General features: G+C 74.9%; 17 protein-coding genes. 10 read left to right on the top strand and 7 right to left on the bottom strand.

Annotation, left to right across the window (positions count from 1 at the left end; genetic code table 11):
• The first annotated feature begins 38 nt into the window (after nucleotides 1-38).
• From pseB to DMP15_RS02085, 3 genes are read left to right on the top strand one after another with little or no spacing between them, the layout of a single operon-like run.
• Nucleotides 39-1022, top strand: coding sequence for a UDP-N-acetylglucosamine 4,6-dehydratase (inverting) (gene pseB / locus DMP15_RS02095; RefSeq protein WP_062399211.1), 984 nt, complete (start codon nucleotides 39-41; stop codon nucleotides 1020-1022).
• On the top strand, nucleotides 1022-2152 hold the full coding sequence (locus tag DMP15_RS02090; RefSeq protein WP_100879172.1) for a DegT/DnrJ/EryC1/StrS family aminotransferase: 1131 nt from the start codon (nucleotides 1022-1024) through the stop codon (nucleotides 2150-2152). The genes pseB and DMP15_RS02090 overlap by 1 nt, the downstream gene beginning before the upstream one ends.
• 13 nt (nucleotides 2153-2165) lie before the next feature.
• The gene (locus DMP15_RS02085; RefSeq protein WP_337825393.1) at nucleotides 2166-3566 is read left to right on the top strand and encodes a lipopolysaccharide biosynthesis protein; all 1401 of its coding nucleotides are present in this window, start codon (nucleotides 2166-2168) and stop codon (nucleotides 3564-3566) included.
• A gap of 9 nt (nucleotides 3567-3575) precedes the next feature.
• On the opposite strand, the gene DMP15_RS02080 is transcribed toward DMP15_RS02085, so the two are convergent.
• Entirely contained in the window at nucleotides 3576-4643 is a 1068-nt protein-coding gene (locus tag DMP15_RS02080; protein WP_073573791.1) for a hypothetical protein, read from the bottom strand.
• 72 nt (nucleotides 4644-4715) lie between these two features.
• On the opposite strand from DMP15_RS02080, the gene DMP15_RS02075 reads away from it, so the two are divergent.
• Complete coding sequence (locus DMP15_RS02075) at nucleotides 4716-5600, top strand: glycosyltransferase (protein ID WP_073573792.1); 885 nt, start codon at nucleotides 4716-4718, stop codon at nucleotides 5598-5600.
• On the opposite strand, the gene DMP15_RS02070 is transcribed toward DMP15_RS02075, so the two are convergent.
• Complete coding sequence (locus tag DMP15_RS02070) at nucleotides 5593-7155, bottom strand: hypothetical protein (protein ID WP_083657992.1); 1563 nt, start codon at nucleotides 7153-7155, stop codon at nucleotides 5593-5595. The genes DMP15_RS02075 and DMP15_RS02070 overlap by 8 nt on opposite strands.
• Before the next feature lie 118 nt (nucleotides 7156-7273).
• On the opposite strand from DMP15_RS02070, the gene DMP15_RS02065 reads away from it, so the two are divergent.
• A complete protein-coding gene (locus DMP15_RS02065) occupies nucleotides 7274-7669 on the top strand; it encodes a VOC family protein (protein ID WP_253067717.1) in 396 nt (131 codons plus the stop codon).
• 4 nt (nucleotides 7670-7673) lie between these two features.
• Here DMP15_RS02065 and DMP15_RS02060 read toward each other — a convergent pair whose 3' ends face one another.
• The 4 genes from DMP15_RS02060 to DMP15_RS02045 form a co-directional block, all read right to left on the bottom strand.
• Complete coding sequence (locus DMP15_RS02060) at nucleotides 7674-9518, bottom strand: arabinofuranosyltransferase (protein WP_337825392.1); 1845 nt, start codon at nucleotides 9516-9518, stop codon at nucleotides 7674-7676.
• Nucleotides 9519-9520: 2 nt separating this feature from the next.
• Nucleotides 9521-10285 carry a class I SAM-dependent methyltransferase gene (locus DMP15_RS02055; RefSeq protein WP_337825391.1) on the bottom strand — a complete coding sequence of 255 codons (765 nt, stop codon included), beginning with the start codon at nucleotides 10283-10285 and terminating at the stop codon, nucleotides 9521-9523.
• 27 nt (nucleotides 10286-10312) lie between these two features.
• On the bottom strand, nucleotides 10313-12529 hold the full coding sequence (locus DMP15_RS02050; protein WP_337825390.1) for a DUF6541 family protein: 2217 nt from the start codon (nucleotides 12527-12529) through the stop codon (nucleotides 10313-10315).
• A gap of 134 nt (nucleotides 12530-12663) precedes the next feature.
• A complete protein-coding gene (locus tag DMP15_RS02045) occupies nucleotides 12664-14748 on the bottom strand; it encodes a DUF6541 family protein (protein ID WP_073573797.1) in 2085 nt (694 codons plus the stop codon).
• Nucleotides 14749-14857: 109 nt separating this feature from the next.
• On the opposite strand from DMP15_RS02045, the gene glf reads away from it, so the two are divergent.
• Nucleotides 14858-16084 carry a UDP-galactopyranose mutase gene (gene glf, locus DMP15_RS02040; RefSeq protein ID WP_073573798.1) on the top strand — a complete coding sequence of 409 codons (1227 nt, stop codon included), beginning with the start codon at nucleotides 14858-14860 and terminating at the stop codon, nucleotides 16082-16084.
• A gap of 7 nt (nucleotides 16085-16091) precedes the next feature.
• Here glf and DMP15_RS02035 read toward each other — a convergent pair whose 3' ends face one another.
• Nucleotides 16092-16874 (bottom strand): IclR family transcriptional regulator, encoded by a 783-nt coding sequence (locus DMP15_RS02035; protein WP_073573799.1) that lies wholly within the window; start codon nucleotides 16872-16874, stop codon nucleotides 16092-16094.
• Nucleotides 16875-17044: 170 nt separating this feature from the next.
• Here DMP15_RS02035 and DMP15_RS02030 point away from each other — a divergent pair, with 170 nt between their 5' ends.
• From DMP15_RS02030 to DMP15_RS02015, 4 genes are all read left to right on the top strand, one after another.
• A complete protein-coding gene (locus tag DMP15_RS02030; protein WP_073573800.1) occupies nucleotides 17045-18157 on the top strand; it encodes a mandelate racemase/muconate lactonizing enzyme family protein in 1113 nt (370 codons plus the stop codon).
• Nucleotides 18142-19269: an iron-containing alcohol dehydrogenase family protein gene (locus DMP15_RS02025; RefSeq protein ID WP_312888648.1), complete on the top strand. Its 1128-nt coding sequence runs from the start codon at nucleotides 18142-18144 to the stop codon at nucleotides 19267-19269. Before DMP15_RS02030 ends, DMP15_RS02025 begins: the two co-directional genes overlap by 16 nt.
• Before the next feature lie 181 nt (nucleotides 19270-19450).
• A complete protein-coding gene (locus DMP15_RS02020; protein ID WP_073573801.1) occupies nucleotides 19451-21454 on the top strand; it encodes a glycosyltransferase in 2004 nt (667 codons plus the stop codon).
• Entirely contained in the window at nucleotides 21451-24378 is a 2928-nt protein-coding gene (locus DMP15_RS02015; protein ID WP_337825389.1) for an arabinosyltransferase domain-containing protein, read from the top strand. Before DMP15_RS02020 ends, DMP15_RS02015 begins: the two co-directional genes overlap by 4 nt.
• Nucleotides 24379-24411 lie beyond the last annotated feature (33 nt).

Below are 24411 nucleotides of genomic sequence, written 5' to 3'. Positions count from 1 at the left end.
ATGCCGGGCGGAAGAAATTCCGCAGATCTGGAGGCGTGATGTCGGTACTCAAGGGCTCGTCGGTCCTGGTCACGGGCGGGACGGGGTCCTTCGGGAAGGCCTTCGTCCGCACCCTGCTCGACCGCTACGAGCCGCGGCGGCTGGTGATCCTCTCGCGTGACGAGCTGAAGCAGTACGAGTGCCGCTCGCTGTTCGAGAACGACCCGCGGCTGCGCTGGTTCCTCGGTGACGTCCGGGACCAGCCGCGCCTGCGCCGCGCGATGCACGGCGTCGACTACGTGGTGCACGCGGCCGCGCTCAAGCAGGTGGACACCGCCGAGTACAACCCGTTCGAGTTCATCCGGACCAACGTCGAGGGCTCGCAGAACGTCGTCGAGGCCGCGATCGACGCCGGGGTGAAGAAGGTCGTCGCGCTGTCGACGGACAAGGCGTCGAGCCCGATCAACCTCTACGGCGCGACCAAGCTGTGCGCCGACCGGCTGTTCGTGAGCGCGAACCACTACGCCGCCGCCTACGAGACCCGGTTCGCCGTGGTCCGCTACGGCAACGTGCTCGGCAGCCGCGGCTCGGTGGTGCCGCTGTTCAAGAAGCTCGCCGCGGACGGGCAGTCGCTGCCGATCACCGACAAGCGGATGACCCGGTTCTGGATCACCCTGCCGGACGCGGTGCAGTTCGTCATCGACTCCTTCGACGCGATGCAGGGTGGCGAGCTGTACGTGCCGCGGATCCCGTCGATGCGGATGACCGACCTCGCCGAGGCCATCGCCCCCGGCGCCGCGACCCACGAGATCGGGATCCGGCCGGGGGAGAAGTTGCACGAGGAGATGATCGCCGCCGACGACTCGCGACGGACCCTCAAGCTGGCCGACCGCTACGTCGTCGAGCCCTACATCGCCGGCTGGGGCTACACCTCACCGGCCGACGGGGAGCCGGTCCCGGACGGGCAGGCGTACCGGTCGGACACCAACGACCTGTGGCTCTCGCCCGAGCAGCTGCGCGCGATGGTCGAGGCGCTCGACTGATGCTCCCCTACGGCCGGCAGTCGATCTCGTCGTCCGACGTCGAGGCGGTCACGGCGGTCCTCGGGACCGACTGGTTGACCACCGGCCCGGCCGTGACCCGGTTCGAGGACGACCTCGCCGCGGTCTGCGGGAACCCCGCGGTGGCCGTGACCAGCGGGACCGCGGCGCTGCACGTCGCCTACGCCGCGGCCGGGGTCGGCCCCGGCCAGGACGTCGTGGTCGCCCCGCTGACGTTCGTGGCGACGGCGAGCGCCGCGGCGCTGCTCGGCGCGAACGTCGTTTTCGCCGACGTCAGCCCCGACACCGGCAACCTCGACCCGGACGCGGCGAAGGCCGCGCTCACCCCGGACACCACCGTCGTGGCCGGGGTCGACTACGCGGGCCACCCGATCGACGCGGAACCGCTGCGGTCGCTGGCACACGAGGCAGGGGCCCTGCTGCTGGAGGACGCCGCGCACTCCGTGGGCGGCACCTGGCACGGGCGCCCGGTCGGTGACCTGGCCGACCTGACGACGCTGAGCTTCTTCCCCACCAAGAACCTCACCACCGCGGAGGGCGGCGCGGTCGTGTCCCCGAGCTCGGACCTCGTCGCGGGCGCCCGGTCGTTCCGCAACCACGGCCTCGTCCGCGACCGGGACGCGCAGCGTTTCCCCGACGAGGGGCCGTGGCACCAGGAGGTGCACGCGTTCGGGCTGAACTACCGGCTGCCCGACCTGCTCGCCGCACTCGGGTCGTCGCAGCTCACGCGGCTGGCCGCGTTCACCGCGCGGCGCAGGGAGATCCACGCCCGCTACGACGCCGCGCTCGCCGACGTGCCCGAGGTCCGCACCCCGGTCCGCCGCGACGGCGCCGAGCCCGCCTGGCACCTCTACCCGCTGCGCGTGCTCGACGGCCGCCGCCGCGCGCTGTTCGACCACCTGCGCGAGCGGGGCATCGGGGTGCAGGTCAACTACATCCCCGCCTACTGGCACCCGGTGTTCGCCGACCTCGGCTACCGCCGCGGCCTGTGCCCGAACGCCGAGGAGTACTACTCGCAGCAGCTCTCGCTGCCGCTGTTCCCCGATCTCACCGACACCGACGTGGACCGGGTCTCCGCCCTGGTCCGGGAGTTCTTCGGGCACTCCGCGTGAGGGAGACGTGAGCGTGGACGCCAGCCGGGAGGTACTCGGGCGCGGCTCGCTCTACACCCTGGGCAGCGTCGCCCCGATCCTGGCGAACGTCGTCGTCACGCCGTTCGTCACCCGGCTGCTGGGCGACGCCGAGTACGGCGTCGTCGCGGTCGGGCTGATCCTGGTGCAGGTCGGCGCGATGGTCGTCGGGTTCGGCCTGGCGTCGTCGATCACCCGGCACGGGATCCTGGAGAGCTCCGGCGCCGACGGCGCGCGGGCGCTGGTGCTGCAGGGCAGCGCATTGTCGCTGGTCGTGGTCGTGCTCGCGGTGCTGGCCGGGCCGTGGTGGAGCGGACCGGTGCTGTCGGTGCCCTGGCGGGCCGGGCTGGTCTTCGCCGGGCTGGCCGCGGCCGGTTTCGTCGTGGTGCTCAACGCCCAGGCGTTCCTGCGTGTGCAGGACCGGCCGGTGCCGTTCGTGGTCATGTCCGGGGTGGCGACGCTCGGCGGCCCGCTCGCCGGGCTCGCGCTCGTCGCCTGGCGGGCGAGCGACGCCGACGACTACCTGTTCGGCCTGCTGCTCGGCTACCTCGCCGCCGCGGTGACCGGGCTCGTGCTTGCGCTGCGCGGCGGCCGCCCCCGGACGGCACGCGGCGACTTCGGCCGGGCGCTGCGGATCGGGCTGCCCGCCGTCCCGCACCTGGTCGCGCTGCTACTGGTGCAGAACGCGCTCGTGCTGATCGTGAACCGGTACTTCGGGATCGCCGACGGCGGCCGCATGCAGATCGCGCTGCTGCTCGGCTCCGCCCCCGCCATGATCGTCTCGGCGTTGAACAACGCCTGGGCGCCGGTGATCTACCGGACGCCGCCCGAGGCCCGCGGCGCCGCCCTGGAACGCACCGCCCGCGACGTCGGCGTCGTCACCGCCGCCCTGGCCGGTGGGGTCGCGCTGCTCGCGCCGTTCCTGCTGCGCATCCTCGCCCCGGCCTCGTTCGCCCCCGAGCAGCTGGTGCCGGTCACCGCGGTCGCGACGCTCGGCGCCGTGGTCAGCGTCGTCTACCTGGCCAACGTGCACCTGGTGTTCGCGTCCGGGCGCAGCGGCGGGCTGGCCTTCGCGAGCCCGGTCAGCCTGGTGCTCGGGGTGGTCGCGGCGGTGCTGCTCGCCCGGACCGGGTCGCTGACCGCCGTCGCCGCCGGGTTCCCGCTGATCTACCTGGCCCTGGCGGCCGGGACGTCGCTGCTGCGTCGCAGGGTGTCGCCGACCCGCTGGCGGGAGGCGGTGCTGGCCGGGCCGCTGGCCGTCGGCGTCGTCGTGTGCGGGGCCGGCGTGCTGCTGCCGTCCGAGGGCGTCCTGTGGCTGTCGGTGCGGTTCGTGCTGGCCGCGCTGCTCGGGGTGGCGCTGCTGGTGCTGGTGCGCCGGATCTTCCGGCCGGCCTGACCGGCGTGGTCAGGCGTCGAGGGGCTCCTCGGTCGTGACCGGCGTGGGCAGACCGCGCGGCAACGGCTTCGGCAGCGCGGCCAGCGGGTGACGAAGCCACAGCAGCGGGTTCGAGCTGCCGGCCGACATGGCCTGCGTGCTGGCCTCGGAACGCTTCGTCAGCCCCAGCACCATCGCGGCCTTCGCCAGCGGCGACGCCGCGTAGTACTGCAGACCCGGCCCGACGCCCGGGGTGCGGCCCCAGCCGAGCACGGAGCGCAGCGCAGCGGGGTCGAGCAGGTGCTCGGCGCCGAGCTCACGGCGGGCCAGCGCGGTCGCGGCGGCGTCGGCCTCCGCGGCGCCGGTCTCCGGGCGGGCCCCGTCGGTGGGATCGACCGTGTGGAACTCCGGCCAGGTCGCGCGCAGCTCGTCCACCGCCGACGACGACTGGGCCCCGAACGTCAGCGGGTCCCCCCACACCGCGGCCGGGGTGCCGACGGCGGCCGCGTACAGCACGGCCGTCGACAGCCGGTTCGACGAGACCCGGCTCGCGTTCCCGACCAGGTGCATGATCCGCAGCAGGAAGTGCGGGTCGTCGCGCCGACCGGCGGTGACCAGCGTGTGCCCGGCGTCGCGCCAGGCCGTGGTGATCTCCGGGTCGGTCATGTCCTCGTGGTGCAGGCACACCGTCGACGGGCCGTCGACCTTCGCGACCTGACGGGCCAGGTCGGCGTGCGCGCCGGTCACCCGGACCAGCCGGGTGCCGTGGAACGGGACGAACACCGGCCCGAGCCGCTCCGACGGCGTCCACCCCTGCGCGCGCAGCAGCGCCTCCAGGTAGAGCACCGGGGCGCCGACCGGGGTGGTCGTGCGGTCCTCGTCCGCGGGGGACCAGCCGCGGCAGCCGTGCGACCACACCAGCAGACGTCGCTGCCGGGGGTCGGTGCCGACCTTCGGGAAGTCCGCGAAGTGCGCGGCGACGGGCGAGACCGCGGTCCAGCCGTGCTGCAGCAGACCGGCGATGTGCCGGGGCCGGGACAGTCCGGCGTAGGCGGCGAGGACGGCCGAGTGGCCGTAGTAGTGGTTCTGGATGTCCATCGCCGTGCTCCGGGTCGTCGCTGGTGAGGCCGGGTGATCCTAGCCAGGGGGCGCCTCGCTACCGTCGGGTGCGTGCCCGTCGACGTGATGCTCCCCTTCTACGGCGACCCGGAGCTCCTGCGCCGTGCGGTCCGCAGCGTCCAGGACCAGCGCCGTACCGACTGGCGGCTCACCGTCGTCGACGACGGCTACCCCGACGACACGATCGGCCCCTGGTTCGCGGGCCTGGGCGACGACCGGATCCGGTACCGCCGCAACCCCGAGCGGCTTGGCGCGCAGCCGAACAACCGGTACTGCATCGAGGCGGTCGAGCTGCCGTACTTCGTGATGATGGGCGCCGACGACCTCATGGAGCCCGACTACCTCGACACCGTCCTCGCGCTGCACGAGCGCTGGCCGGACGCCGCGGTGGTGCAGCCGGGCGTCGCGGTGATGGACGCCGACGACCGCCCGGTCCGCCCGCTCGCCGACCGGGTCAAGGCGCTGCTCGCACCGTCCGGGTCGGGCCCGCGCCCGGTCGGTGGCGAGGACCTGCTGGTGAGCCTGCTGCGGGGGAACTGGCTGTACAACCCGTCGCTGTGCTGGCGGACCGACGCGGTGGCGCGGGTCGCGATGCCGGAGTCCGCGGACGTGTTCGACCTGGCGCTGCCGGTCGCGGTGATCGCCGACGGCGGCACGATGGTCGTCGACGATCACGTCTGCTTCCGCTACCGGCGCCACCGCTCCAGCGACTCGGGGTCGGGCGCGGTCGCCGGGAACCGGTTCGCCGAGGAGCGCCGCTACTTCGCGGCGGAGGCGGACCGGATGGACGCCCGGGGGCTGCCCCGGGCCGCCCGCGCCGCCCGGGCGCACGTGTCGTCGCGGCTCAACGCCGCCGTCCAGCTGCCCGGCTCGGTGCTGCGTCGCGACGCAGCCGCGCTGCGCGCCCTGGCCGGGCACGCCCTCGGCCTCAGCTGAGCCCGAGGACCCGCTCCAGCCAGCGGGAGTAGCCGGGGTCGAGCCGGGCGTCGGTGACCGCGCGGCCCTCGGCGAGGCGCCGGTCCAGCGCCGTCCGGACCTGCGGGGCGACGTCCGGCGTCGCGAACACGAGCTGGAAGTATTCCGGGCGCATCTGCGCGACGCCGACGAGCTCGCGGCCGGCGAGGACCGGAGTCAGATCCGTCCGCCACGACGCGGCCGGCGGCCTGGGCGAGGAACTGGTGACGACCACCACGGACGGGTCGTCGGCCTGCAGGACCCCGGTCGGGTCGGCGCCGTGCGCGATCCGTCCGTCGTTGAGGCCGATGTAGTCGGTGGCGGTCCATCCGGAGAAGTACGGGATGGCCCCGGCATCGGACACCGCGACGGTCCGTCGGTCTGCCGGCAGGTCGGTGTCGGCCAGGGCGAGACCGACGGCGATGTGCGCGCGCCGGAGGTCGTCCCCGTAGTTGACCATGCTGGGGCCGTCCGGTGCGAGGAGGCCTGCAACCGTCGTCCAACCGACGGCGACCACCGCCGCTCCGGCTGCGACCCGGCGCAGGTCGACCGTGTCCAGCGCCCACGCCGCGGCCAGGCACACCAGCGGGAACCCGTGCCAGGCGAACCGGGACAGGTAGTCCATCGCCGGTGCGGACAGGGCCGGGATGATCCACAGCGCGGTGCAGCTCGCCAGCACCAGCGCGGCCGGGCCCGCGGTGCGCGACCGGAACAACGCGGCGACTGCGAACGCGAGCAACGGCAGCAGGGTCGCGGCTGTCAGCTCGATCCACCGGCCGTCGGTCGTGGCCTCCACCCCGACCTTCACGTAGAAGGTGTTCGGCAGCGGATGGCCGTAGTAAGCCCATCGCGCGGCCACGTAGCCGGCGCCCAGTGCGCCGCCCCCCGCGGTCCACAGCCAGGTCGACCTCCGGGAACGGCGCAGCCACAGCCACACCAGCAGCGCGGGGCCCACGCCGAGGACTCCGTCGGGGCGGAGGGTTCCCGCGAGCAGCAGCAACGCCGGCATCTCCCAGGAACTGACCACGACGTCCGGGTCGCGCAGCAGCCGCGCGGCGAGGACGACGGCCCGCAGCACGACCAGCGCGAAGGGTGCGGTCTCCAGCCCGGCGTCGACGTGGACCCAGGTCGGGAGGAACAGCACGAAGCTCCCCGCGGCCACCACGGCGCCGCTGCGGGTGCGAGGCTCGGTGACGAGCACCCACACGATCGCCGCCGCACAGGCGGCGGCGGTCAGCTTCGACACCACCGGCAGCGGTACACCGAGCCACACCCACGGCGCGTGCCACACCATCCACGCGAAGTTGGTGAAACCCTCCACCGGAGTCCGGCCCGGGTTCCAGACCGGCCCGAACCCGTGCGCGAGGTTCGCGCTGTACCGGTAGGTGATGTAGGCGTCGTCGACGGTCACCGACCAGCACGCCCACACCCCGACGGCCAGGGACGCGAGGGCAGCGGCCAGGAGGATCCTGCGGTCCGGGGAGAGCCGGCCCGTGTCCTGGCCGCGGTCCGCAGCCTGTCGGCGCGCGCGCAGCATGGCCGCCAGTGTTCCGCGAACCGCGTCGGGCCGTGGCCCGAATCGGTCACAGTCACGCGCGGACGTGGGTCGTGGCCTGCACCGATGAGTTCCGTCCCGCGCCGCGGTCGTACCGGGCATGAGCACACCCACGCAGCGCCCCACCACCCTGAACAACATCGGCGTCGTCATGTTCACCGTCGCCGACCAGGACGCCGCCCTGGACTTCTACACCCGTGTGCTCGGGTTCGAGGTCCGCGGCGACACCCGGTTCGGCGAGAACGACGAGTACCGCTGGCTGGAGGTCGCCCCGCCCGGCTCGACCGCGCGGCTCGCGCTCAACCCGCCGATGTTCGACGAGCCCGGTGGCAGCGCCATCGGTGTCGAGACCCCGGACCTGGCCGCCGAGCACGCCCGGCTGGCCGAGCTCGTCGCGGACATGGAGCCGCTGCCCACCGAGGACACCCCCGGCGCGCCGCGACTGTTCATGCTCCGCGACCCGGACGGCAACGTGATCACCGTCGTCGAGGTCTGAGCCGTCAGGGCACCGGGGGCACCCCGGCCCGGACCAGCACCGCGTAGGGGCCGACGTCGCGTCGCTGCCAGGCCGGGTCGTCGAACAGCTGCGGGGCGAACACCGCGGGCTCGGCGCCCTGGCGCGGGTCGGGGAACCGGTCCTGCGACAGCGGCAGCCGCAGGGTCCCGTCCGCGGCCCGGTCCAGCACGAACACCGACGGTGCCCGCTCCGGGGCCCGGTCCAGCGCGTCGAGCAGCCGGCCCGGGTCGGCCGCGGCCGCCCAGCGGCGGGCCTCGTCGGTGCGGGCCGGGTAGTCCGCGAGCGGGTTCGCGTACTGCGGCTGCGACGCCTGGAACGCGAAGTACGGCACGTAGCTGAGCAGGGTCGCGTTCGCGCTCGCGACGACGACCTCCCGCGGCGGACGGCCGGTCAGACCGTCGATCGTGCTGCGCAGGTCCCCGAGCCAGGCGTTCGCGTCCGCCGGGTCCCGCGAGCCGTCGGGCCGCGTCCCGTCGGGCCGGTAGTCCTGGGCCGTCCCGGTCCACCCGTAGTCCTGCGGGACGGACTGCACCTGCCCGACGACGACCGCCGCGGCCAGCGCCGTCGCCACGGCCGCGCAGGTCCCGGCACGGACGCCCCGGTCGCGCAGGACGCCGGCCAGTGAGGCGACCGCCCAGACCGCACCACAGGCCAGTGCCGCGGTGAGGATCGGCTGGATGCGGAACGCCAGCAGCGTGCTGCCGAACGCCAGCGCCGCCGTCGACAGCAGGTACCAGGCGTAGCCGCAGGCAGCGGTGACGCCCAGCGCCCGCGCGACCGGGTCCGTGCGGAACCGTGCCACGATCCACACCGTGCCCAGCAGGCACAGCGCCCCGACCGGGGTCGCCTCCAGCATCGGCAGCGGCCAGCGCGACCCCGCCTCGGCGAGGAAGTGCTGGCCCGCGCTGTAGGTGGGCTGCCCGGCCGAGGCCAGCAGGTACGGCAACCAGTGCACCAGGGCCGTCGGCAGTGCCGCGGCGACGACCACGACGATCGTCACGGCGAGCGTCCCGGGCCGGGTCGTCCGCGTCACCAGGCCGTCGACGGCCAGCACCGTGAGCACGAACCCGGCGAACACCAGGATCTGGGTGTGGGTGACCGCGGCCAGCCCGAGGACGAGACCGACGAGCAGCGCCGTCCGGACCCACGAGCCGCCGTTCCGGCGCACCAGCCGCAGCCCGAGCACGGCCAGCGGCGGGACGAGCGCCGCGGTCAGCCAGGAGTACGGCGAGTACGCGGCGAGTGTCACGAAGCCGGCGAGGGTGGTCGCCACGGCTGCCCCGACCGCCCGCGGGCGGGACGTCACCAGTGCCCACAGGGCGTAGGTCAGGACGGCGGTGACCGCCAGCGTCGCGATCGAGAACGGCTTGTGGAACGCCCAGGCGTCGACACCCAGCAGCGCCGCGGCCCGCCCGCCGAGCCAGAACCACGCGGCCGGGTAGTACGGCGGCATGTCGGCGTAGGCGAAGTCCGCGAGGCGCGCCGAGTCCGCGAACCGGGTCAGGAACGCGACCCGGAACTGCTGGTCCCCGCCGACCCCGAACAGGTAGTGCGGGGTGTTCGCCAGGAACAGCGTGAGCGGCAGCGCGGGCAGGGCCGCCAGCCCCACCCACGACAGCGGCGCGGCGACGAGCGGCGACCGGCTCCACGCGGCGGCGGCCAGCACCGCGGCGACGAGCGCACCACCGGTCGCGGTGAGGGCCAGCCCGACGTTCGACCCGGCCGGGACCGTGATCCGGTCCGCGAGCAGCAGCCCCGCGGCGACGACCCCGACGGCGACGACCGGGCCGACGACCAGGTCGGCCGCGGCGAGGAGCCGTCGCGCCACGATCAGGGCTGCTTCTTCACAGCGACGACGAGGAACGCCTTCGAGATCGCCCACAACGCCGGGAAGCGGCGCAGCGCCGAGACGCCCAGCGAGTACAGCCGCGACCCGCCGCCCTCGGCCAGGCTGACGTCGCCGGGCACGGTGAACCGGGCGTCGAGGTCGGGGCGGCGCGCGAGGAGCCGGCGCATCCGCAGGTAGCTGGGGGCGTAGCTGGCGTCGGTGTAGTCGCTGCCGCGCCCGGACCAGCGCAGGTAGCGGGTCGCGAGCGGCAGCGGCAGCCACGCCAGGAACGGCAGCGCGTAGTGCGCCTCGATCGGCCACCACCGGTTCGGCACCAGGATGTAGGCGACGCCGCCGGGCCGCAGGCAGGACGCGATCCGCTCCAGCGCGTCGGGCTGGTCGTCGAGGTGCTCCAGGACGTTGTCGAGCACGGCGACGTCGAAGGAGCCGGCGTCGTCGCCGTGCCCGAACTCGCCGATGCCCTGGACACGTAACGTGAAGTTGTCGGCCCCGCCCTCGGCGGCCAGCCGGGTCGCCTCGGCGGCCAGCGCACCGTTCGGCTCGATGCCGACGACCTCCCGGCACAGACCTGCGAGCTCCAGTGCGGTGTAGCCGTAGCCGCAGCCGAGATCGACCACCCGTGCGTCACGGAACGGCAGGTCGAGGAAGGGTTCGGTGGTGATCGCGATCTGCCGGGCGAACCCGGTGGCGAGCGTCCGCCGCTCCACCATGCGCAGGGAGCGTTCGTACTCGGGGAGGTCGGTCACGTGGTCTCCGTCGAGGGCGTCGGGGGGTCACCCACCGTACGGGGACGGGGGCGCACCGTCCGGACCGGGCGGGGCGAACGCCTGCGCCCCGGGGGTCGCCGGCGCGCCCGGGGCGCAGGCGGTGAGCCGCCACAGCTCCTGGCCCCCGCCCGTCGCGACGAGCTCGAACCCGGGCACCGGCGCGATGTCGTGCAGCCCCGGGTACCAGCGGGCGCCCCCGTGGCTCGGCCAGAACGTGATCGGCCCCGTCAGGAGCCAGTCGACGCCGAGGTCGGCGGCCGCCGTGCAGATCGTCGGGTCGGTCCCGACGTCGCGGAACCGGGTGGCCAGCAGGATCTGCTCCGGGGTCCAGTTCCCGATCAGGTGCGGGAACAGCACCCGGCGCCCGGTGAGCGGGAACAGCAGGGAGTTGCCGGTGAACGGGTCCGCGGCCACGACGTCGTCGGGGCCGACGATCCGCCCGACCTCGTCGAGGAACTCGCGCTGCCCCGGTTCGAGGATGGCGTCCGACGGCCGCTGGTACGGCCCGGCCAGGACGTCGGCGTGCGTCGCCACCGACATCCCGCCGGTCGTGGCGACGACCACCGCGAGCAGCACCGCCGCGAGCGCGGGCGCGACCACCCGCCGACGGGCCGGCGCCGCGGTGGGCGGGATCCGCAGCAGCACGTGGCGCAGGACCGACGCGACGGCGCACAGCCCGACCACGGCCAGCACGGCCCCGGTGACGGGCACCATCGCCGCCAGCCGGTAGGAGTCGTTGTACCAGGCACCGGTGAGGGCGGCGGAGGTCGTGCCGTCGTCGGCCGCGGCCAGCACGTACAGCGCGCCGGAGGCGACGTGCGCGGGAACCAGCCACGACGTCGCGACGTGCCGCAGCGCGGCCACCGCGCCGATCACGACCAGCACCGACAGCACGACGAGGTCGGGACGGCCGTTGGAGGAGTTGAACAGCACCTGACCGATCGCCGTCGGCACGTCGGTGATCGCGGGCCAGTCGAAGCTGCGCACGCCGGCGGTCAGCGGTGAGGCCGTCATGAACCACAGGACGGCGGCGACGATCCCGGCGACGCCGACCGTGGCCAGCACCGGCTGCCAGAACCGGCGGGTGAGCAGCCGTCGCCGGGCCAGCACGCCGATGCCCCACAGCACCGGGAACAGGCCGAGCACCGCGAGGCTGAACAGCGCGTTCGGGTGGGCGAGGCCGAGCGCGGGCAGGGTCAGGACCAGGGTGGCCGCCGCACCGCCCGCGCCGATCACGCTGCGCTCGGCCACCCCGACGACGGCCAGCAGCAACGTCAGGTACCCGGGCAGCAGTGCCACCCCGAGCAGGTTCGGCCACAGCACCCCGAACGACATGAGCGCCCACGGCAGGGCGGTGAACCCGGTGGCCAGCACCGGCGCGACCAGGGCGGCACCGGGCGACGGGCCCATGACCTGGCGGCTCAGCGCCGCCACGGACAGCGGGAACACCACCCCCGCCACGACCCAGGCCGTCAGATTGGTGGCGACCGGGACCCCGCTGCCGGACAGCATCGCGACCAGCGACACGAGGTCGTGCCAGCCCGCCGGGTACAGCGCCACCGCCGACGACGGGTTCGTCAGCGACCCCAGCGTCAGCGACGACGCGTCGCCGGACTGCAGGATGTGGGCGACGGCGTTGTAGTGGAAGACGCCGTCGTAGGTCGAGGACAGGGCGTCCACCGGGCCGAACCCCAGCACCACCGTCCACCACGCCAGCCCGGCGGCGACGACGACACCGGCCGCGGCGGCCACCCCGGCCCGGCGGCCGTCGGTGCCCGCGCGCTGGGCGGAGGTCCGCCACACCTGGGGCATCGCGGTCGTCATCGGTTCGGGGCGCTTCGCGAACCGGCCCCTCGGGGCGCGGACGCGGGCCAGCGAGGCCCGGATCCGCCGGCCCGGGGTCCACGACCGCAGCGCCGTCCGCCAGCCCCGGTGCAGCGCGCTGCCGGCCGGGCGGCGGGCGACGAAGGCCCGGAACAGCCCGCCGAGCAGCGCGAGCACGACCGCGACGCCGAGCGGCACCCACGGCCCCCAGCGCACCCCCACGAGCGGCGCGAGCACGGCCGAGGACGAGACGACCGCGGTCGACACCAGCGGGGACAGGCCCCCGGCGGTGATCCCGCGGACCCCGCACGCCCGCAGCACGAGCAGACCGGGCCCGACCACCCAGAACACCGCGACGAGTGCGGTGGGCAGCGCGGACAGCCAGGTGGGTCCGGCCATCGAGGTCGCGCTCCTCTCCCGGCGCCGAACCCGGAGCCGTCGACGACCCACCGGACCCGATTCCCCGGCGCTGGCCGGTCTCGGAGACTACCGGCGGTCGTACGGCCCCGCCGGTCCCGTGCCCGACCGGGTGATCAGGACCCGACGACCCGGCCCGCGTCGCAGGCGGTGATGCGCCACAACGCGTTGTCGCCGTCGCGGGCGAGCAGCTCGAACCCGTCGGCGTCGGCGAGGTCGTCGAGCCCCGGCCACTGCGTGGCCAGCGGGTCGGGCTGCCAGAACGTGGGCGGCGCCGTGATCACGTAGCCGGTGCCGGTCTCGGCGACGGCCGCACAGACCGCCGGGTCGTTCGAGGCGTCCCGCAGCCGCTCGGCGATGATCCGCTGGTCCGGCGACCACACCCCGGTGAGGTGCGGGAACAGCACCTGACGGTCGGTGAGCGGCCACAGCATCGCGGTCCCGGCCCACGGGTTCTGCGCCACCACCGCGTCCGACGGCAGCAGGTCGCCCGCCTCGCGCAGGAAGCGGGCCTGCTCCGGACCGACCAGCACCTCCTCCGGGGTCTGGTAGATCGCGGCGAGCGAGTCGATGTGCGAGCGCTGGTAGAGCCCGCCCGAGGTGACGACGACGGCGATCACCCCGATCGCGACGAGCACCGCGGCCCGGGGCCGGGGCAGCCCGGCGACGGCGGGCGCGGCCCGGGTGAGGCGGTCCCGGACCAGGCAGGCGAGGCTGCGGGCCAGCGAGCACAGCGCCACCAGGCCGAGCGCGGCCAGCGGGGCCGCGGTCACCGGGACGAGCGCGGCGATCCGGGGCGAGTCGTTGTACCAGACCCCGGTCCACACCGAGGACCACGTGGTGGCGCCGACGACGTAGAGCGTGCAGACGAGCAGGTGCGCCGGGACCAGCCAGGACGTGCGGGCCCGGCGCAGCGCCCACACCGCCCCGGCCACCGTGAGGACCGCGATCGACCAGGCCGGGGCGTTGTCCTCGGGGTTGTGCAGCACCGCGTTCCACACGGCGTCGGTGACCGAGACCTCCGGCTCCCAGTAGTAGCCGCGGATCCCGTCGAGGGCGGGGGAGACGAACATGAACCAGGCGACGCCGCCGAGCGCGGCGAGCACGACCGGTACCGCGACGACCGCGCGCACCGTGGGCCACACGCCGCCGCGCAGCCCGCGGCGCACCGCGCCCGCGAGGCCCCACAGGATCGGCGGTACCGCGACGACCACGGCGCCGAACAGCGCGTTCGGGTGCGCGAACCCCAGCGCGACGACGGCGGCCCCCGCCGGGAACCAGCGCGCCACCCGTCCCGGGGGGTACGGGCCCGGCCGGGCGGGCGACACCGGGTCCGGCCCGAGACCCGGCCGCGCGGCGAGCGCTGTCGCGGCCAGCGCGGCCGGCACCAGCGAGACGCCCAGCAGGTTCGGCCACAGCGCGCCGTAGGTGACCAGCGTCCACGGGAACGCGACGAACCCGAGCGCGAGCACCGGCGCGGCCAGCGCGGCACCGGCCGAGCGCCCGACCAGGGTGCGGACCAGGAAGAGCACCGACAGCGGCCACACCAGCAGCGTGGTGACCAGCGCGACCACGTTCGACGCGACGACGATCCCGCCCGGCCCGGTGGCCAGCGGCGCCACCAGCGAGACGACGTCGTGCCAGGCCGCGGGGTAGAAACCGGGGGAGTTGACCAGGCCGCCGACGGTGAGCGACGACGCGTCGTGCGTCCCGAGGATCCGGGCGACGGCGTTGTAGTGGAAGTTCGCGTCGAAGGTCTGGGACAGCGCGTCGGGACGGTCCATCCCGCGCAGCACGGCCCGCAGGCCCAGCACCGCGGCGATCGTCAGCCCACCGAGCGCGGCGAGCCCGGTCCAGCGCCGGTCGGGTCCGCCGCGGAGCAGTGTCCGGACCGACTCCCCGGCGGCGGCCCGCACCACGGTGGGCCGCGGCAGCAGCGGGCGGCGCAGCACCAGCCGTCGCACACCCACCACGAGCAGTGCGAACGCGGCCGCCGCGGTGACCGGTGCGGCCCCGCTCCAGGGCACGCCGAGCATGCTCGCGCCGACGGCGGACCCGGCGATCACGCCGACCGACAGCATCGGGGCGGCGCCCCAGGCGGCGATCCCGCGCAGGCCGGCGGCGAGGCCGACGACCAGCCCCGGGAGCGTGACCCAGGCAGCGGCCAGCAGCACGAGGGGGACGGCGGACAGCCAGCTCACGCCATTTTCTCCTCGGGCCACGACGGTGCCGGATACGTCCGCTTCTCCGACCTGCCTGCGAGGGTACCGAAGCCGCCGGGTGCCCCGGATCACGCCTGCCCTACCCTCGATGGCCGTGAGCGTCGACAGTGCCGACCTGAACGGTTACGACCTGAGCAGCTACGACCTGATCGTCGTCGGGTCCGGGTTCTTCGGACTCACCGTGGCCGAGCGCGTCGCCGACGGCCTCGGGAAGCGCGTCCTGGTCCTGGAGCGCCGGAGCCACATCGGCGGCAACGCCTACTCCGAGGCCGAGCCGGAGACCGGGATCGAGATCCACCGGTACGGCGCGCACCTGTTCCACACCTCGAACGAGCGCGTGTGGGCCTATGTCAACCGGTTCACGAGCTTCACGAACTACCAGCACCGCGTGTTCGCCCGGGTCGGCGAGCAGGTCTACGCGTTCCCGATGAACCTCGCGCTGATCAACCAGTTCTTCGGGAAGGCCCACACCCCCGACGAGGCGCGCTCTCTGATCGCCGAGCAGTCCGCGGAGGTCGAGACCGGGCAGGCCGCGAACCTCGAGGAGAAGGCGATCTCGCTGGTCGGACGCCCGCTCTACGAGGCCTTCGTCAAGGGCTACACCGCCAAGCAGTGGCAGACCGACCCCACCGAGCTGGACGCCTCGATCATCACCCGGCTCCCGGTCCGCTACACCTACGACAACCGCTACTTCAACGACACCCACGAGGGCCTGCCGACCGACGGCTACACCGCCTGGCTGGAGCGGATGGCGGCGCACGAGAACATCGACGTCGTGCTCGACACCGACTACTTCGCGGTGCGCGAGCAGCTGCCCGCCGACGTGCCGGTCGTCTACACCGGACCGCTGGACCGCTACTTCGACCACGCCGAGGGCGAGCTGGGCTGGCGCACCCTGGACTTCGAGATGTCGGTCGAGCCGACCGGCGACTTCCAGGGCACCTCGGTGATCAACTACAACGACGCCGAGGTTCCCTTCACCCGGATCCTCGAGTTCCGCCACATGCACCCCGAGCGGGACTACCCGAAGGACAGGACGGTGATCGTGCGGGAGTACTCGCGCTTCGCCGAGTCCGGGGACGAGCCGTACTATCCGATCAACACCCCCGACGACCGGGCGAAGCTGGACCGCTACCGCGAGCTGGCCCGCAAGGAGACCGCGAACCGGGGTGTGCTGTTCGGCGGGCGGCTGGGGACCTACAAGTACCTCGACATGCACATGGCCATCGGGTCGGCGCTGACGATGTACGAGAACCGCCTCGTCCCGCACTTCACCGAGGGGCGCCCGCTGTCGGGCACCGAGGCCGAGGACTGATCACGGATCATGGGGCGGAACGCCCCGGCGTCCACCCCAGCTCCGCCGACACCGCGGCCGCGGCGGCCGCCGTCGCCCGACCCGTCTCGTCGAACCGGCCGTCCAGCCGGGCGGTCGGCCCCGAGACGTTGAGCGCCGCGACGACCCGGCCGCGGAAGTCGCGCACCGGTGCGGAGACCCCGGCCACGCCGGGTTCGAACTCCTCGTGGGACACCGCCCAGCCGCGTTCGGCGGCCTCCTGGATCGCCTGCCACAGCTGCGGGACCGTCCGGACCCGGGAGCGCGGGTAGTCCGGCACCAGGTCCTCGACCGCGCCGAAGCGCACGAACAGCTCGTCGGGGGTCGCGTCGGAGAGCAGCACCCGGCCCGCCGACGTGCACGGCAGCGGCGCGCGCCTGCCCTCCCAGCCGGTCGTGCGGAACGAGTGCCCGGACACCGTCCGCGCGGTCAGCAGCGCGTCGTCGCGGAGCACGCACAGGTGCACGGTCTCCTCGGTCTCGGCGGCCAGCCGGTGCAGCACCGGCTCGGCGACGGCCGTCAGCCGGCCGCCCGTGCCCCGCGCGGCGAGCGAGAACAGCCGCCACCCCAGGCGGTAGACGAGTGTGTCCTCGTCGCGCTCGACGAGCCCGGCGTCGGCGAGGGCCCGCAGCGCGCGCGAGACCTGGCTCTTCTCCCGCCCGGTCAGCCGCGCGACCGCGGCGACGCCCAGCCCGTCGGTGCGCCCGGCCTCGTCCGAGGCGAGCGCCTCCAGCAGCGCGACGTCGCGGCCGAGCCCGTAGCCGTTGTGCACACCGGTGACGCTAGTCCCGGTTGCCCTCAGCGCAACGATGATCTCGATTCCCGGTGGCCCCTGGCCGCGGCCGTGGCGACTTCCTAGATTCGGGGACCAACCGGCTCGGGGTGCACCGCCCCCGATCGCACCCCGAGCCGGAACCAGCTCCCGACACCACCCCGGACCCGATGAAGATCACCGACATCACGCTGGACCGGGTGCGCCTGCCGCTCGACCCGCCGCTGCGCGCCGCCTGGGACCCCGAGCCCCGCACCGTGTTCGACGCGACGATCGTGCGCGTCCACACCGACGACGGCGTCGTCGGCATCGGCTCCGGCGACACCATGGACGGCTTCGACGCCTACCGGCACCTGTTCGTCGGCACCGATCCGCTTGCGATCGCCCGGCATGTGCGCGTCATCGAGACCTGTGCCCTGCACGGTGGCCACTACTGGCCGCTGGAGGCGGCCCTGTGGGACCTCGCCGGCACGGTCGCCGGGCTGCCCGTCGCGACCTTGTTCGGCGGCACGTTCGACGCGGTGCCCGCCTACGCGTCGTTCTGCGTGCTGCGCCCGCCCGCGGAGCGTGCCGAGGTGGCGCACCGGGTCGCGGAGGAGGGCTTCCGTGCGGTCAAGATCCGGATCGACCGGGACCGGGTCGAGGAGGGGATCGGCGCGGTCGCGGCCGTCCGGGAGGCGCTCGGCGAGGACTTCGCGATCATGGTGGATCTCAACCAGGCGTGGCGGATGGCCGGCGACGTCGCCCCCGCCACCGACCTCGCCGCGACGCGGCGCCTCGTCCGGCGACTCGCCGACCTGGGGGTCTTCTGGGTCGAGGAGCCGCTGCCCTACGCCGATGCCGACGGCATGCGCACCCTGCGTGCCGACAACCCCGGGCTGCGGATCGCCGCGGGGGAGATGCAGCGCTCGTTCGGTGAGCTGCTGCGCCTGCTCGACGACGACGTCCTCGACGTCCACCAGCCCGACGTCGTCCTCGCGGCCGGGATGAGCCGGGTCCGCACCCTCGCCGAGCTCGCCCTGTTGCGCCACCGCGCGTTCACCCCGCACAGCTGGACGAACGGCATCGGCGTGCTCGCGAACCTGCACGTCTCCGCCGGCGTCGGCGGCGGCCCGTTCTTCGAGTTCCCCTACGACCCGCCGGACTGGACCCCGGCGCGTCGCGACTTCCCGCTGGCCGAACCCCTGACCGTCGGCGACGACGGCATGCTGGCGGTCCCGAGCGCCCCCGGCCTCGGGTTCACCCTCGACGAGGAGGCGATCTCACGGTGGCGGGTCCGGTGAACGGGTTCACGGTCGAGGCGACCTGCGCCCTGGAGTTCGGTCCCGGCGCGGTCGCCCGGGTCCCCGCGCTGGTCGACGGCCTCGGTCGGGCGGCGGCGTTCGTCGTCACCGACGCCGGGCTGCGCGCCACCGGCATCGTCGACCGGGTCGTCGGCGACCTCACCGCGGCCGGGCTGTGGACCGAGGTGTTCGACGGGATCGGCCCCAACCCGTCGACGACGGCCGTCGAGCACGGCGCGACGGCGCTGCGCGCGTTCGGCTCCTGTGTGGTCGTCGCGATCGGCGGCGGCTCGGTGCTCGACGCGGCCAAGGGCATCGCGCTGCTCGCCACCCACCACGGCGCCCGCGCGACCGACGACCTGTGGTCCTCACCCGTCGCGGGGCTGCCGCTGATCGCGGTCCCCACCACCGCCGGGACGGGCGCGGAGACCAACGGGTTCGGCGTCGTCGAGGACACCTGCGCCAAGCGCAAGGTCTACCTGGGCCACGCCTCGGTCCGGCCGCGCGTCGCCGTCCTCGACCCGGAGCTGACCGTCGGCCTGCCGCCCGCGGCGACGGCCGCCACCGGCTTCGACGCGCTCGTCCACGGCGTCGAGTCGCTCGCCTCCCGCGGCGCGAACCCGGTCTCCGACGCCGCCGCCGCCCAGGCCGTCGCCCTGGTGGGCCGGTGGCTGCCGGTCGCCGTCGACGACGGCACCGACCTGGAGGCCCGCGCGCAGCTGCTGCTGGGCGCGCACCTGGCGGGCCAGGCGCTGACCGTGTCCGGGCTGGGCCTGGTCCACGGCATCGCGCACGCGGTCACCGCGCACACGGGCACCCCGCACGGTGTCGCGCTCGCGTCGGTGAACGAGCAGGTCATGCGCTGGAGCGCCGGCGCGGCGGCGGAGGCGTACGCCCGCGCCGGGGCCGCGCTGGGGACCGCCGACGCCGTCGCCGGGACCGCCGCGCTCGTCGAGGGCATCCGCGTCCGGCGCCCGCTGCACGAGCTCGGCGTGGACCGGGGGCTGCTGCCGGTGCTGGCGGCCGCCGCCGTCGTCGACCCGGTGACGGCCAACGCGCCGCGCACCCCCACCGAGGACGACGTGCGGGAGATCCTCGACGCGGCCTGGTAGGGCGCAGAGCCGGGGCGGGAACCGGACGATCCACACCGCTTCCCCGCCGCGCCCGCCCGCCTCCCGGCTCCCGCACCGCGCGCGGCTACGCTCGCGCACGACTCCACCCGGACCCGGGCGGACCGGCAGCGCCGCCGCCCGGGACCCCCGCGCCCCCGCGACGACAGAGGCAGCTCCTGCGATGACCACGACGGACCAGCGAGGTCAGGTGTCCCCCACCACTCCGGCGACGACCAGCGGCGAGACGCTGCTGCAGCGGGTGGTCCTGCCCCGGCCCGCCGACCCGACCGCCGTCCGCGCGCTCTACCTCGACGAGCGCCCCGGCACCACGCTCGCCCCGGTCGAGCCGCTGGCCGACGAGGACGCGCGTCCGCTCTCGCTGACCGTGTCGACCATCGGCGGCCGCCGCACCCGCATCCTCGACCGCACCAGCGCCACCGTCCCCGCGGCCACCGAGGTCTCCTTCGGCGCCTACTTCAACGCCTTCGCCGCCGGCTACTGGCGGGCCTGGTCCACGCTGACCAGCATCGAGCTGCGCCTGGACCTGGAGGGCTCCGGCCGCGTCGACGTCTACCGCACCAAGGCCGACGGGTCGCAGATCGTCGTCGCCGGTGAGGTGGTCGAGGGCCGCCGCCGGGTCACCCTGGAACTGGACCTGCGCCCCTTCGGGGACGGCGGCTGGTACTGGTTCGACCTGTCCACCGACGACGCCGACCTGACCCTGCACGGCGGCGGCTGGCACGCCCCGCACGACGCGCCGGGCCGCGCGGCCGTCGTGGTCGGGATGCCGACGTTCAACCGCCCGGCCGACTGCGTCGCCACGCTCACCGCGCTCGGCTCCGACCCGCAGGTCCTCGAGGCGATCACCGCGGTGATCCTCCCCGACCAGGGCACCCGCAAGGTCCGCGACGAGGCCGGCTACGAGCAGGCCGCGGCCGCGCTCGGGGACCGGCTGCGGATCATCGACCAGCCCAACCTGGGCGGCTCCGGCGGCTACGCCCGGATCATGTACGAGGTCCTGCACGGCACCGGCCCGCACGCGGGCGGGATCGACTGCGAACAGATCCTCTACATGGACGACGACATCCTGCTCGAGCCCGAGTCGGTGCTCCGCGCGATCGCGTTCAGCCGGTTCGCCCGCGAGCCGATGCTCGTCGGCGGGCAGATGCTGTCGCTGCAGGCGCGCTCGCAGCTGTCCACCATGGGCGAGGTCGTCGACCGCAACCAGTTCCTGTGGCGCCCCGCCCCGGACACCGAGGCCCACCACGACCTCGCCGCCCGCACCCTGCGCCAGACCCGCTGGCTGCACCGCCGCGTCGACGTCGACTACAACGCCTGGTGGATGTGCCTGATCCCGCGCCGGGCCGCGGAGCAGCTCGGGCTGCCGCTGCCGCTGTTCATCAAGTGGGACGACGCCGAGTACGGCCTGCGCGCCCGCGCCGCCGGGTTCCGCACCGCGACCGTTCCGGGCGTCGCGATCTGGCACATGTCCTTCATCGAGAAGGACGACTCCTCGGACTGGCAGGCGTACTTCCACTACCGGAACCGGCTCGTCGCCGCGGCCCTGCACGGCCCCGACGACCCGCGCGCGATGCTGAAGGAGACCTTCAAGCGGACCCTGCGCCACCTGATGCTCATGGAGTACTCGGCGGTCGCGCTGCAGATCAAGGGCTTCACCGACTTCCTGGCGGGCCCCGAGGCGCTGTTCCCGAAGCTGCCCGTGGTGCTCGACGAGATCCGGGCCCTGCGGGCGCAGTACGACGACGGCCGCCCGCTCGACTCCGCGACCGAGGTGCCGCTCGCCGACCTCGACGCGCTGGGCGCCCAGCTGTTCCCGAAGCCCCCGGTGGGCCGGGCGAAGGCCGCGGTCGGGCTCGCCCGCGGGGTGCTGCGCAACCTGCGCACCCCGGACCCGGCGCTGCGCGAGCGCCCGCAGCGCAACGTGCCGTGGAAGAACGCCCAGTGGTTCGTGCTGGCCGGCCTGGACTCCGCGACGGTGTCCACCCCGGACGGCCGCGGGGTGACCTTCCGCCGTCGTGACCCGGCGATGTTCAAGGAGATGGTCGCGGAGTCGTTCCGGCTGCACCGCGCCGTCGCGGCGGACTGGGACGGACTGCGTGCCCGCTACCGGGCGGCGGCGCCCGTGCTGACCGGCAAGGACGGTTGGAAGCAGATCTTCGAGTGAGCCCCGCCCGCCGGGGGCCGCTGCTGCTCCTGCTCGGCGTCGTCACCTGCCTGCTCGGTCTCGCCGCCGCGATCGCCCCCGTCGACGCCGAGGACCCGGTCGTCACCTGGCCCCGGGCGGGACAGGCACCGGCGAGCACGGTGCTGCCGCTCTCGCCGTACCGGCCGCTGGAGTTCTCCGCGACCGTCCCGTGCGCCGCGGCGGCCGCCCTGGGCGAGGGCGACGTGCTGCGGACGATGCCCGCCGCCGAGGAGAACCCGGTGACCGCGCCGGGCTTCGTCGCGAGCGTGGCCGGCGGGACGCTCACGCTGCGCACCGGCGACCGGGTGCTCGCCACCGCGCCCGCCGGGTCGGGCTGCGTGCTCGAGGTGACCTCCGCGGACGGGGGCACCGTCGTCGCCCGCGACGGCGCGATCCTCGCCGAGCGCCTCGACATCGCACCGCCGCAGGTCGCCGAACTCGCCACCGACGTCACCGGGCCCGCCGCGGCCGGGCTCGCGGTCACGCTGCACACCGACGCGCGCTACGCGTCGTCGCCGTCGCTGCTGAAGGTCGCGCTGCTCGTCGCGCACCTGCTCGCGCTGGCCGCCACCCTCGCCGTCGCCGTGCGGACCTGGACCGGCACCCGCCGGGTGTTCGACGCGCCCGTCCGCCCCGGTCCGGCCGACCTCGTGGTGCTGGTCGTGAGCTGCGCCTGGGCGGTGCTCGGGCCGCTCAACATCGACGACTCCTGGTACGCGCTGATGGCCCGCCAGGGCGCGCGGACGGGGACGATCGGCAACGCGATCTACCAGTTCGACGTCACCGAGGCGCCGTTCGCGACCAGCCAGTACCTGCTGCAGTGGTGGGGGAGCCTCGTCGGCTGGGGCCTCGGGCCGCTGCGTGTGGTGCCGGTCGTGCTGGGTCTGCTGACCTGGGTGCTGCTGCGGTACACCCTCGCCGCGCTCGCGGGCCGGGCCGGCGTCCGGCCCGGGGTGGTCGCCGCGCTCGCCGTCGCGCACCTGGCCTGGTTCCTGCCCTACGGCATCGCGCTGCGCCCCGAGCCCGCCGGGACCGCGGCCGCCGCCGGGGTGCTGCTGCTCGTCGCCGCCGCCCGCCGCACCGGGGCGGTCGGGCTGCTCGCGCCGGCCGTCGTCGTCGCGGTGGTGGGGGTGACGACCGCGCCGACCGCGCTGGTCGCCGCGATGCCGCTGCTGCTCGCGCTACCGCTGGTGTGGTGGCACCTCGCGCACGCGCCGTGGGCCACCCGGCTCGCGACGGCCGCCGTCGCGTTCGCCGCCGCCAGCGTGGTCGTGCCGCTCGGGCTGGCCGACCAGACCCTCGCCGACGTGCGCGAGTCCGTCGCCGTGCACCGCTGGTACTACTTCCAGTACCAGTGGTGGCAGGAGTTCGTGCACTACGCCAACCTCCTCGGCCCCGACGACCAGGGCACCTGGGGACGACGCCTGCCGGTCCTGCTGACCGTCGCCGTCGTCGCGCTGGGCGCGGTGCGGCTCGCGACGCGCCGCGGCACCGGCGGCCCGCTCGGCTCGGCGCTCGGGTTCGCGCTCGCCGCCACCGCCCTCGGCCTCGTCGCCGTCGCCGTCAGCCCGACGAAGTGGGTCAACCACTTCGGCGCCGTCGCCGCCCCCGCGACGCTGCTGCTCGGCATCGCGCTCGCCCGCGGCCCGCTGCCGCGGCGCGCCCCGGCCCGGCTCGTCGCGGTGGGGACGGCCGTGCTCGGCGTCGTCGCCGCGGTGATCTACGCCGGCCCGAACCTGTGGCGCCCGTTCTCCGACTGGGGGCAGCCGTTCGGGAACCACTCGGTCGTCGACGCCCCGATCCACCAGCAGGTCCTCGCCCCGCACCTCGGGCCGCTGTACCTGCGCAGCCCGCTGCTGTGGCTGCTCGTGGTCGCCGCCGCGCTGTGGTGGGCCCGGCGGCGGGGGAGCGCGCCCCGGCCGGACCGGGCGGTGCTGCGCGTCGCCACGGCCGGCGGGGTCGCGCTGATGCTCGCCGTGTTCGTCGTCGCCCCGGTGCAACAGGCCCCCGGCGCGTCGGTGGCCTCGATGAACCTCGCCATGCTGACCGGCGACGGCTGCGGGCTGGCCGACGCGCTGACCGTCACCGTCCCCGGTGACGCGAAACCCGCGCTCCCGAGTGACCCGCCCCGCCTCACCGGGGTGATGCGGGACGGCCCGCCGCCCGACCGCCCGTCGATCCCCGGCCCCGTCTGGCACACCGAGGACGCCGGCACCGGCACCCTCGACGCCGGCTGGTTCCCCGTCCCGGCCGGGACCAGCCGGCTGAGCCTGCCCCTCACCGGGGACCTGCGCGGCGACCAGGCCGTGCGGGTCGAGTCCGGCGCCGGCACGGCCACGGTCGACCTGCCGGGGACGAAGGTCGCCGACTGGCGGGACGTGGCGGTGACCCTGCCCGGCCCCGCCGACCGGGTCCGGGTCGTCGTGGACGACCGGATCGACGGGCCCGACACCTGGCTCGCCGTCGGCGCCCCGCGGCCCGCCCGCGACCTGCCCGCCCGCACGGTGCTCGGCGACGCCCCGGTGTTCGCCGACCAGGCCTCGGCTGTGCTGTGGCCCTGCCAGGACCAGATCGCGGTGCGCCACGGCATCGCGCAGGCCCCGCAGTGGCGGCTGCGCACCGGCGACGACCTGGAGGGCGCGACCGAGGCCACCGCGTTCTTCCCGGCGAACGGCGGGACGCTCGCCGGGATCGGCCGCACCGCGACCTTCCACGAGCTGCCCTCGCGGCTCGATCCGCCCGGCGGGCGCGCGATGTTCGCGCCCGCGCACGTCGAGCGGGTGCGCTATGAGCACCCGACCGAGGGCTGGGACCTCACCGTCGGGACGCAGCGACGGTGGGGCTGGGAGCGGCTGCCGACCCTGGCCGACAAGGACTACACCGGACGGGACTTCCTGGGCTGAGGCGTCCACACCCGTTCCCGGCCGTCCACACCG

The sequence above is a fragment of the Pseudonocardia sp. UM4_GMWB1 genome, from assembly GCF_017312155.1.
GTDB classification, from domain to species: Bacteria; Actinomycetota; Actinomycetes; order Mycobacteriales; family Pseudonocardiaceae; genus Pseudonocardia; species Pseudonocardia alni.
Note: the sequence above shows the minus strand (reverse complement) of the source record. Positions and strands in the feature narration are given on the sequence as shown.

Bases quoted from the DNA above. Each gene is read 5' to 3' on its own strand.
- DMP15_RS02020 (WP_073573801.1), top strand. From the start codon at position 19,451: ATGACCACGACGGACCAGCGAGGTCAGGTGTCCCCCACCACTCCGGCG.
- pseB (WP_062399211.1), top strand. From the start codon at position 39: ATGTCGGTACTCAAGGGCTCGTCGGTCCTGGTCACGGGCGGGACGGGG.
- DMP15_RS02065 (WP_253067717.1), top strand. From the start codon at position 7,274: ATGAGCACACCCACGCAGCGCCCCACCACCCTGAACAACATCGGCGTC.
- DMP15_RS02070 (WP_083657992.1), bottom strand. From the start codon at position 7,155: ATGCTGCGCGCGCGCCGACAGGCTGCGGACCGCGGCCAGGACACGGGC.
- DMP15_RS02050 (WP_337825390.1), bottom strand. From the start codon at position 12,529: ATGGCCGGACCCACCTGGCTGTCCGCGCTGCCCACCGCACTCGTCGCG.
- DMP15_RS02080 (WP_073573791.1), bottom strand. From the start codon at position 4,643: ATGGACATCCAGAACCACTACTACGGCCACTCGGCCGTCCTCGCCGCC.
- glf (WP_073573798.1), top strand. From the start codon at position 14,858: ATGGCCGTGAGCGTCGACAGTGCCGACCTGAACGGTTACGACCTGAGC.
- DMP15_RS02090 (WP_100879172.1), top strand. From the start codon at position 1,022: ATGCTCCCCTACGGCCGGCAGTCGATCTCGTCGTCCGACGTCGAGGCG.
- DMP15_RS02030 (WP_073573800.1), top strand. From the start codon at position 17,045: ATGAAGATCACCGACATCACGCTGGACCGGGTGCGCCTGCCGCTCGAC.